We start from the raw sequence: 8,386 nt of genomic DNA, 5'->3' as shown, positions 1-8,386 counted from the left end.
CCGCCATTGCCCGTGCCGCTGCCGGTGCCGCTGCCGCCGTTGTTGCCGCCATTGCCCGTGCCGCTGCCGGTGCCGCTGCCGCCGTTGCTGCCGCTGTTGTCCGTGCTGCTGCCGGTGCCGGTGTCGCCGTTGCTGCCGCTGTTGCCGCCATTGCCCGTGCTGCTGCCGGTGCCGCTGCCGCCGTTGCTGCCGCTGTTGCCGCTGTTGTCCGTGCTGCTGCCAGTGCCGCTGCCGCCGGTGCCGCTGCCGCCGTTGCTGCCGCTGTTGTGTGGCTTGTTGGTCTTGTCCGCGTCCGGCCCGTTCGTGCGCGCCAGTTGCGCGGCGCAGTAGGCGGCGATGTTCTGCTCGCCGCCCGCGGCCGTGACGAGCCGCTGCCAGGCCGTGGCGTCCAGCGCCTTGCCGTGGTCCTTGACCTGCTCATAGGCGCGGCAGTGGGCCAGGGTGTCCTGGGCGGTGGCCGGGTGGTCCGGGCGCACCGAAGGGGTCACGGACGCGGGGGCCGCCGGGTTGGCGGCCGGCTGTCCCGGGGCGCTCGCGGAGGGGTGGGCAGGGCGCCGGTCACCGCCGGCGTCGTGCCCCTCGGATCCGGCGGAGCCGATCGCCGCGAAGGCGACGCCGCCCAGCGTGAGGCTCGCGAGGAGCACGGAGAGCGTGGCCCTCAGCGAAAGCCGCGCGCGGCGCTCCTGCCGGGGTCGCCAGTCGTCCCGACGCCGAGTCCGCGTCCGGTGCGCCCCGGAGTCCCGGGCGGTGCGGAACGCGGCCACGGCGCGCTCCTCGGCCTCGGGGTCGACAGCGTCCAGCCGCAGAACGGCGGCGAGCCCGGCCTCGAACTCGGCGTCCCCGTCGGCCGGCACCGGTCCCACGACGAGGCCGCCAGGGTGCACGTGCCGGCGTCCGGGCAGCCCGTCGCCGCTGTGCCGTTCACCCATGCCCGTTCCCGTTCCTGGTCCGTCCAGCCCGGTCCCTCTGACCTGCCGGGGGCCTCGCCCCACTGGTTCTCGTCGATGTATACGGCCGGTGGCCGTCGCCGTTCATTTCGACTCCCCGAGCGTCCGGGAGCCCTCATCCGTCACACCCGCGTCCGCGCAGTCCTGGACGCCCAGTTGGCGGGCGAGACGTTTCAGTCCGCGGTACGCGGCCGTGCGGACCGCGCCGGGGCGCTTGCCGAGGACGCGGGCGACGGCGGGGGCGTCGAGACCGACGACCACCCGCAGCAGGACGGCCTCGGCCTGGTCGCGCGGCAGCCCGCGGACCAGCTCCAGTGCGCGCACGGTGGACAGGGCCTCCAGCGCCTGCTCGTACGTGCTGTGCGGTCCGGGCAGGTCCAGTACGTCCTGTTCGAGCGCCGTCGCCCGGGGCCGTACCCGCTGTCTGCGCAGGTGGTCCAGCGCCCGGTGCCGGGCGATGGTCGCGGTCCAGCCGCGGAAGCCGGCGCCGTCGCCCCGGAACCTCCCGAGGTCGCGGGCTATCTCCAGCCAGGCATCGGAGGTCACGTCCTCCGCCTCGTCGCCGACGATGCCGCGCAGATAGCCGAGCAGGCCCGGCTGCACGATCCGGTAGGCCACCGCGAACGCGGTCTCGTCCCCGTCCTGGGCCCGCGCGACGGCCGCGCCCAGCTCCCCGTCGCGCGCCTGCAGGCGACGGGGTTCTTTTCCCTGGCCCAAGAACCGTCCCCGTCCGTACCCCGCCCGGGCCCCTGCCCGCGCTCGCACCGAATCCGCATCGTGCGACACGGCCGCCCGTGTCCTCACCGTGATCAGCGTCGGAGCTCACAGATTTGTCACAGCCCTCAGCGGTCGCGCCGCACACGGCGGCGGCTCCGTCAGCCGATGGCGATACGCGGATGCGCGCCGGGCGGATACGGGCGTCTCGGGCGAGGATCCGCGCGGCGCGCGGCACGCCGTGCCCGTGCCCGCCGGCAACGGCCCGGCCGTCTCCTGACCGTTCCGGCGATGCCGGCCGAGTGACGTTTGGTCAGAACCGAGCGCTGTGTAAGTGGCACCTGTGACAGGTGGTGCCGCGCGTCTTCGGTCACCGGGACACCAACGCCACCGCCTGCCCCGGCGACAACCTGTACAAGAAGCTGTCCCTGATCGCCACGCTCGCCAAGACGCCGGGCGTCTCGCACGCCCTGCCCACCTCGGACGTCGACCGGGACGGCCTGCCCGACCTGGTGGCCGGCACCCCGAAGGCGAACTCGGTGACGGTCGTGCCGGGCGGGACCGACGGGCCGGTCACCTCGAAGAAGGTCACGCTCACCCAGAGCAGCCCGGGCGTGCCCGGCTCCTCCGAGTCCGGTGACGGCTTCGGTGCGGCGACCGCCTGGGGCGACGTCAACGGCGACGGCTACGCCGACCTCGCGATCGGCGCGCCCGGCGAGGACGACACCAGCGGCCACGCCGATCGGGGCGCGGTGACGGTCCTGTACGGGCCGGCCCTGAACTCCGGCGTCTCCTACACCACTTCGGGCAGTGTCACGGCGACCGGCGCCAACCTGGGCTCCACCGTCGCCGTCGGTGACTTCAACGGGGACGGCAAGGCGGACGTCTTCGCGGCCGGCACCGGCAAGGGCGGCAACTGGAACGTCCGGCTCACCGGTGGGGCCACCACCTCCGGCACGCTGACCACGGCCACCGGCTCGGTCGCCTACCTGGACGCCGCGACCGGCGACTTCAACCGGGACGGCTACTCCGACGTGGCCCTCAACTACCGGGACGCGGGCGGCATCGGGCGTGTGGTCCGGTTCGCGGGCTCGGCCGACGGCCTGACCAAGGTGGGCGTCATCTCGGTGAAGGGCGGCCGGTCGGTCGCCGCCGGCGATGTGGACGCCGACGGCTACGACGACGTCGTCATCGGGCAGCCGTACACGAGCGAGTCCGGCGGCAAGGCGGGCGGCCAGGTCACGCTGGTGCGCGGCTCGGCGACCGGCTTCACCACCACCGGCATGACCACGATCCACCAGGACACCTCCGGGGTGCCCGGCGCCGACGAGTCCGGCGACGCGCTCGGCGCCTCCGTCTCGATCGGCGACTACGACGGCGACGGCCACCCCGACGTGCTCGCGGGCGCTCCCGGGGAGGACATCACCCGTGATGTGGTGAACCGCTCCAACGCGGGTTCCGCGATCCTCGTCAAGGGCAGTGCCACCGGCCTGACCGGTTCCGGCACGGTCGCCGTCTCCCAGGACACCTCCGGCGTGCCCGGCTCCACGGAGACCGACGACAAGCTCGGCTCGTCGGTGTCGCTGACCGATCTCTCCGGGTACGGGCGTGCCGACCTGACGCTGGGCGTCGCGGGCGAGGACGGCGGCGACGGCATCCTGATGTACCTGCCGAGCAACAGCACGGGGCTCGGCTACGCGCAGACGACGGTGCTGAGCAAGACCGTCCTCGGGACGCCGACCGACGCGGCACTGGGGACGACCCTGACGCCGTGGCGACACCGTGATCCGTCCGGCCGGGGCCCGCTCGAGCGAGGGGGTCCCGGCCGGACGCGTCTCAGCCGGAGGCGGTCGCGTCCCGGCACAGCAGGCGCAGCGAGCCCTGGCCGGCGAAACACCGGCGGGCCTCGTCGAGGGGGTCCCACAGCCGGCCGTCGGGCGTGCGGATCCAGTGGTCACCGCCGCTCGCCCACCACTCGGCGCCGGTCTGGCGCACGACGACCTCGCCGGCGTAGGCGCCGAAGCCGCGCAGCACGGTCTCGACCGCCGCGTACGGCGGTCCCTCGCGCCGTATCTCCTCGATCATCCGGTCCACCCGCCACAGGCTCTGCGCCGAGTAGTCGAGCCGCACCCGCGCGCCCTCGCGCATGGTCGCCACCGCGTCCGCCGCCCACCGCACGGGCTTCGCCGCGGCGTGCGGCCTGGTCTCCTGCTGTGCTGTCACGTAGTGCGCTGTCACATAGGAAAGAGCGGGCGCGGCCGGGCATCCGTCACGCGGATCCGGGCCGTTTCCGCAACCGGCGCAGGACCGCCGCACGACGGTCACAGGACTCGCCCGTGAGCGGAGGTTTGAAACCCGGGTCAGCGGCGGCCGCGGGCCCGGCGGGAGACCACCGCGCGCAGCACCCGGCGGCCCTCGACGGACACGTCCAGGGCGCCCCGCAGGCCGTTCGTGCCGTGCTCGGCGAGGAGTTCCAGGACGGCGACCTGGCGCCGCAGCTCGGCGGCGACGAGCGGGGACACGTCCTCGGTGCCGCCCGCACGCCCGGCCTCCAGGGCGTCGGCCGACGAGGTGCCGTCGGTGGCGGGGTCGAGGAGCCGGTGGATGCGCAGGGAGGCGACGGAGCAGGCGTCGGCCCAGGCCCGTACCGCCTCGGCGGTACGGTCGGCCGGGGCCGCCTCCAGCATGCGGCGGGCGAGCAGCGCGGCCTCGTCCTCGCCGGACTCCGCCGAGCCGAGCGCACCCCGGGCCTTCTCCAGGCTCCCGGCCCACTCGGAGCCGTCGGCGAGGCTCGCCCACAGCGGGCGCAGCGCCTCGTCGTCACCGCCCAGCAGGGGCACGCACCGATCCAAACAAGCCAGCCCGCTCGCGGCCAGCCCGCGCTCGTCGGCCTGCGCGATCAGTTCCACCAGGCTCATGGAAGCCTCCCTCGCCAGGGCGCCGTCTTTACGGAGCCCGCACTTCCCCTTACTGCGTGCGACGGCGAGAGAGTGTCACAGCAGAGGGTTTTCAGCCAAGAGCCGGGACGGTATCGGTCGGGCGAGCGCCTTCTGGTGCTGCATCCGGGTCAGCCTCAGGACGAGGAGGACGGCGAGCCCGGCGGCCACGATGTCGATGGTGTCCACGACCATCCCCTGGAGCGCGGCGTCACGGAACTGCGCCGCGGTGCGCGCCGAGTCGTAGCCGTCCGCGATGAGCGTCTCGGCCGTGGTGGCCAGCAGCCACAGCGCCCACCAGGCGTTGACCAGCCCGTGCCGGGCACGCCCGCCGCCGGACCGGCTGGCGTCCCAGATGTCCAGGACGATCCGGCGCGGGTACCAGAAGCCCGCCAGAGGCACGATCCAGCCCGCGATCACCCACGCGCGCGGCTTGCGGTGACCGTCGGGGCTGAACACCTCGGCGTTCAGCCGCAGCCGGTACAGCCAGCAAAGGAACACGACGCCGCACGCCAGCCACACCGCCGTCTGCACGAGCCCCGCCGCCATGTACAGGGTGTCCGCCCGGTGCGCGGGCCCGGACATCGGCGCCGCCTCGAAGGAGGAGGCGCCCGCCGCGAGGTCGTCCGACACCCGGTGGACGTCGAGGCCGGCCCCGAGGGCGAACACATCGCTCAGAACGACCAGCCCCAGCAACGCGACGGTGGCCTGGCCCAGCCCGAGCGGTGAGCGCAGGTGCGGATGGTGTGGAACGGACATGACCGAGACCCCCGTGTCCCCCGTGTGTATGTGGTGCGGCACGCGGAAGATACGGTTCGTCAGCCCCGTGCGTCCACTCGGGGGGCTCAGCCCAGCCGGTCCGCCAGCGCCTTGAACTGGGCCCAGGACAGCGCGGGTGCGCCCGGGGCCCACAGCTTCTGCACGGTGGCCCTGAGCGGCATCCGGATCCCGGCGGCCACCTGTGCCTCGGTCTGGGCGGTGGGCACGTCGGACCACACCGCGAACGAGCCGCCGAGTATCTGCGCGTCGTAGTGCGCCGGTACCGCGACCGTCTTGCGCAGCACCCGCGGGTTCCACTGCTCGTAGATGCGCTGCCCGGTCGGATAGACGAAGGTCTGCGGCTGCCCCAGGACGTAGTACAGGAACTCGTCGTTGTAGTTGAGCACCGTGCGGCCCGCGCTCAGGTACTCCACCGGCTGCCGGGCCCCGTTCTCCTTGCCGGTCCAGTAGGCGACCTGGAGGTCCTTGTCGGGCTGCACCGAGGTGTTCCGGAAGAAGCCGTCGTTCCACACCCGCATGGTCCGGTCGTGGGCGCGCACGGTGGCGGCCCGGTCGTTGAGCCAGCCGGTCGCGAGGTCGGCGACGGTGGCGCCGGAGCCGTACTTCTGCTGGGCGGCGGTCGCCAGCTGCGGGTACGAGGCCTGCGGGTCGGCCACGGTCAGCGCCTGGTACTCGTCGCCGCCGAGGTGCCACTGGCTGCCGGTGAACAGGCCGGCGTACTCGTTGAGCAGGTCATTGACGATCTTCGCCGAGGCGTCCTTGGAGATGTCGATCGCGCCCCGCGTCGCGACCCCGCTCACGTTGCGCAGCTGCAGGTCGGGGTGGGCGGCGATGACCGCGCCCAGATGCCCGGGCGAGTCGATCTCGGGCACCACGGTGATGTGCCGGGCGGCCGCCAGATCGACGATCTGCTTGACCTGGGCCTTGCTCAGGTGGTCCTTGGAGACGATCTCGGGATGGCTGCTGGACTCGATCCGGAAGCCCTGGTCGTCGGAGAAGTGCAGCCCCAACTCGTTGAACTTCAGGTCGCCCAGCTCGCGTATCCGGTCCTCTATCCAGGACGCGGTGTACGGCTTGCGCGCCACGTCCAGCATGAAGCCGCGCACCGGTTTCGCGGGCTCGTCGCGTACGACGCCCTCCGGGGCCGTACCGCCACCGTGGACCTCCTGCTTGAGGGTGCGGGTGCCGTAGAAGACGCCCGCGTCGCCCGGCCCGCTGATGTCGACCCGGCCGCCTCGGACGGTCATGGTGTACGACTCCGGGTTCCCGCCCCCGTTCCCGAGCGCGAGCCGGACGTCACCCGAGCGCACGTCGTCCTTCTCCCCCGCGTACGACAGCCCCAGCTCGCCGGCGATCAGCCGTCCCTCGTCGGCCAGCTCCGGATCGCTCACCACCACCCGCTCGCCCCGCTGCGCCCGCCAGCCGGGACCGCGCGCCGGGGTGTGGGAGCGCACCGCGGGGATGGTGCGCGGCGCCTGGGAGAGCGGGTAGGACCGGCTCGGGGTGGGGCTGCTCGGCGTGGTGGCGCGAGGGGACGCGGAGTCCGCGGACGCCCGCCCCACGCCTTCCTCCGGTCTGCCGCCGTCCGCCGAGGCCCACACGCCCACTCCCACGCCGAGCGCGACGGTACCCACGAACGCGGCGGCCACGACCGCCTGCTTCCGCCTCACCTGCTGCGCCGAGGCCCGGCGCCTGTGCTGGCTCACTCAGCCAACGTACGACCGATCGCCGGATCGTTCGTCACCGAGACGTTCTGAAACTCTCCCGTCCGAGTGAAATTCAGGCATCCCTCGGACACACAGTGACCACTCTCGATAATGTGACGACGCCCCTTTCACGGCATCCCCCCTGCCACACCACATGTGACGCGAGGACCCACGCTGCCTGCGCACCGTCTCCCGTATCTCCCCAAACCGCTGGACGCCTTCAACGCCGCCCCCGCCGACGAGGCCCGCGCCCTGCTCCTCCACTGCCTGCACAGCCTGCGCTGGGCCCGCCGCATGGCCGACCACCGCCCCTACCCCGACCTGGACTCCCTCCTGGCAGCGGCCGACGAGGCCGCGTACGACCTGTCCCCGGGCGATCTGGGCGAGGCCCTGGCGGGCGAGTCGCTTCCCGAGCTGCCGGACGACACCTACTCGGCCGCCCACATGGCCCTGAGCGCGGCTCACGCGGCCTATGAGGCTCGATTCGGACACACGTTCGTCATCTGTCCGGGTGATGTACACCCGGACGAGGTCATCGACCGGATCCTCGAAGGCATCCGATCACGATTGACGAACGATCCCGAAGAGGAACGGATCGTGGCGGCGGACGAACTCCGGCGCCTTGCCAGAACCAGGCTGGCGACCTGCCTGAGGGGCGCGGGGCCGCATCCATCAGCGGCTCCACCGCGGGGCGTGGCCAACCCCAATGCATCCGCACCCGGCAAATAACAGGGCAACCCACCCTCGTAGCCGCTCCCCGCTAGCCCAACCGCGTGCCACTTTGATCACACAAGTAGGCCCCCCGTAAGCCTCACCGCACCACACGGATACGATGCTGGGGGCCGGTGGACCGTACCCGGCCGGGCCCGACCGACAGTGAAGCCGGCGCGGCCCTAGTCCCCGCACCCGGAGGGTTCTTCCGTGCCGGCTGGAACGCTGTACCGCGGCCGGGAAGGAATGTGGTCCTGGGTGGCTCACCGAGTCACCGGCGTCCTCATCTTCTTCTTCCTGTTCGTTCATGTGCTGGACACCGCACTCGTCCGTGTCTCCCCCGAGGACTACGACAAGGTCGTAGCCACGTACAAGACGCCGATCGTCGCGCTGCTGGAGTACGGCCTCGTCGCCGCCATTCTCTTCCACGCGCTCAATGGCCTCCGCGTCATCGCCGTCGACTTCTGGTCGAAGGGCCCGCGCTACCAGAAGCAGATGTTCTGGACCGTGATGGGTGTCTGGATCGTCCTGATGGCCGGGGCGATCTACCCGGTCCTCGGCCACGCCGCCCGTGTCCTCTTTGGGAGCTGAC

At 72.6% G+C, this 8,386-nt stretch carries 8 protein-coding genes and 1 pseudogene; 3 read left to right on the top strand and 6 right to left on the bottom strand.

From position 1 onward, the window contains the following. Nucleotides 1-929, bottom strand: a 929-nt coding sequence (locus ACFZDC_RS11185) for a hypothetical protein (RefSeq protein WP_391322456.1), incomplete at its 3' end; no start/stop codon positions are given. Between the two features lie 102 nt (nt 930-1,031). Continuing rightward, nucleotides 1,032-1,664: a sigma-70 family RNA polymerase sigma factor gene (locus ACFZDC_RS11180; protein ID WP_391322454.1), complete on the bottom strand. Its 633-nt coding sequence runs from the start codon at nt 1,662-1,664 to the stop codon at nt 1,032-1,034. Between the two features lie 347 nt (nt 1,665-2,011). Between ACFZDC_RS11180 and ACFZDC_RS11175 the strand changes: the two are divergent. After that, a pseudogene (locus ACFZDC_RS11175) lies at nt 2,012-3,109 on the top strand (FG-GAP-like repeat-containing protein); the annotation flags it as partial. A gap of 388 nt (nt 3,110-3,497) precedes the next feature. Here the strand turns inward: ACFZDC_RS11175 and ACFZDC_RS11170 are convergent. The 4 genes from ACFZDC_RS11170 to ACFZDC_RS11155 all read right to left on the bottom strand — a co-directional run bounded on the left by ACFZDC_RS11170 (nt 3,498) and on the right by ACFZDC_RS11155 (nt 7,047). Beyond that, a complete protein-coding gene (locus ACFZDC_RS11170; protein ID WP_391322452.1) occupies nt 3,498-3,884 on the bottom strand; it encodes a hypothetical protein in 387 nt (128 codons plus the stop codon). A 137-nt stretch (nt 3,885-4,021) separates the two neighbouring features. Then, nucleotides 4,022-4,579, bottom strand: coding sequence for a hypothetical protein (locus ACFZDC_RS11165; RefSeq protein ID WP_391322450.1), 558 nt, complete (start codon nt 4,577-4,579; stop codon nt 4,022-4,024). A 75-nt stretch (nt 4,580-4,654) separates the two neighbouring features. Next, complete coding sequence (locus tag ACFZDC_RS11160; protein WP_391322448.1) at nt 4,655-5,356, bottom strand: DUF4328 domain-containing protein; 702 nt, start codon at nt 5,354-5,356, stop codon at nt 4,655-4,657. 86 nt (nt 5,357-5,442) lie between these two features. Beyond that, nucleotides 5,443-7,047, bottom strand: coding sequence for a family 20 glycosylhydrolase (locus ACFZDC_RS11155; RefSeq protein WP_391322819.1), 1,605 nt, complete (start codon nt 7,045-7,047; stop codon nt 5,443-5,445). 192 nt (nt 7,048-7,239) lie between these two features. On the opposite strand from ACFZDC_RS11155, the gene ACFZDC_RS11150 reads away from it, so the two are divergent. Beyond that, nucleotides 7,240-7,812, top strand: a complete 573-nt coding sequence (locus ACFZDC_RS11150) for a 2-oxo-4-hydroxy-4-carboxy-5-ureidoimidazoline decarboxylase (protein WP_391322446.1) — start codon at nt 7,240-7,242, stop codon at nt 7,810-7,812. 192 nt (nt 7,813-8,004) lie between these two features. Then, nucleotides 8,005-8,385, top strand: coding sequence for a succinate dehydrogenase, cytochrome b556 subunit (gene sdhC / locus ACFZDC_RS11145; protein ID WP_037856824.1), 381 nt, complete (start codon nt 8,005-8,007; stop codon nt 8,383-8,385). Nucleotide 8,386 lies beyond the last annotated feature (1 nt).

Source organism: Streptomyces sp. NPDC007905, from assembly GCF_042959345.1.
Classification (GTDB): domain Bacteria; phylum Actinomycetota; class Actinomycetes; order Streptomycetales; family Streptomycetaceae; genus Streptomyces.
The sequence above is the reverse complement of the archived record's forward strand: the minus strand, read 5'-3'. Positions and strand labels throughout refer to the sequence as shown.

Coding starts and splice junctions, on each gene's coding strand:
- ACFZDC_RS11165 (WP_391322450.1), bottom strand. CDS start 4,579: ATGAGCCTGGTGGAACTGATCGCGCAGGCCGACGAGCGCGGGCTGGCC.
- ACFZDC_RS11160 (WP_391322448.1), bottom strand. CDS start 5,356: ATGTCCGTTCCACACCATCCGCACCTGCGCTCACCGCTCGGGCTGGGC.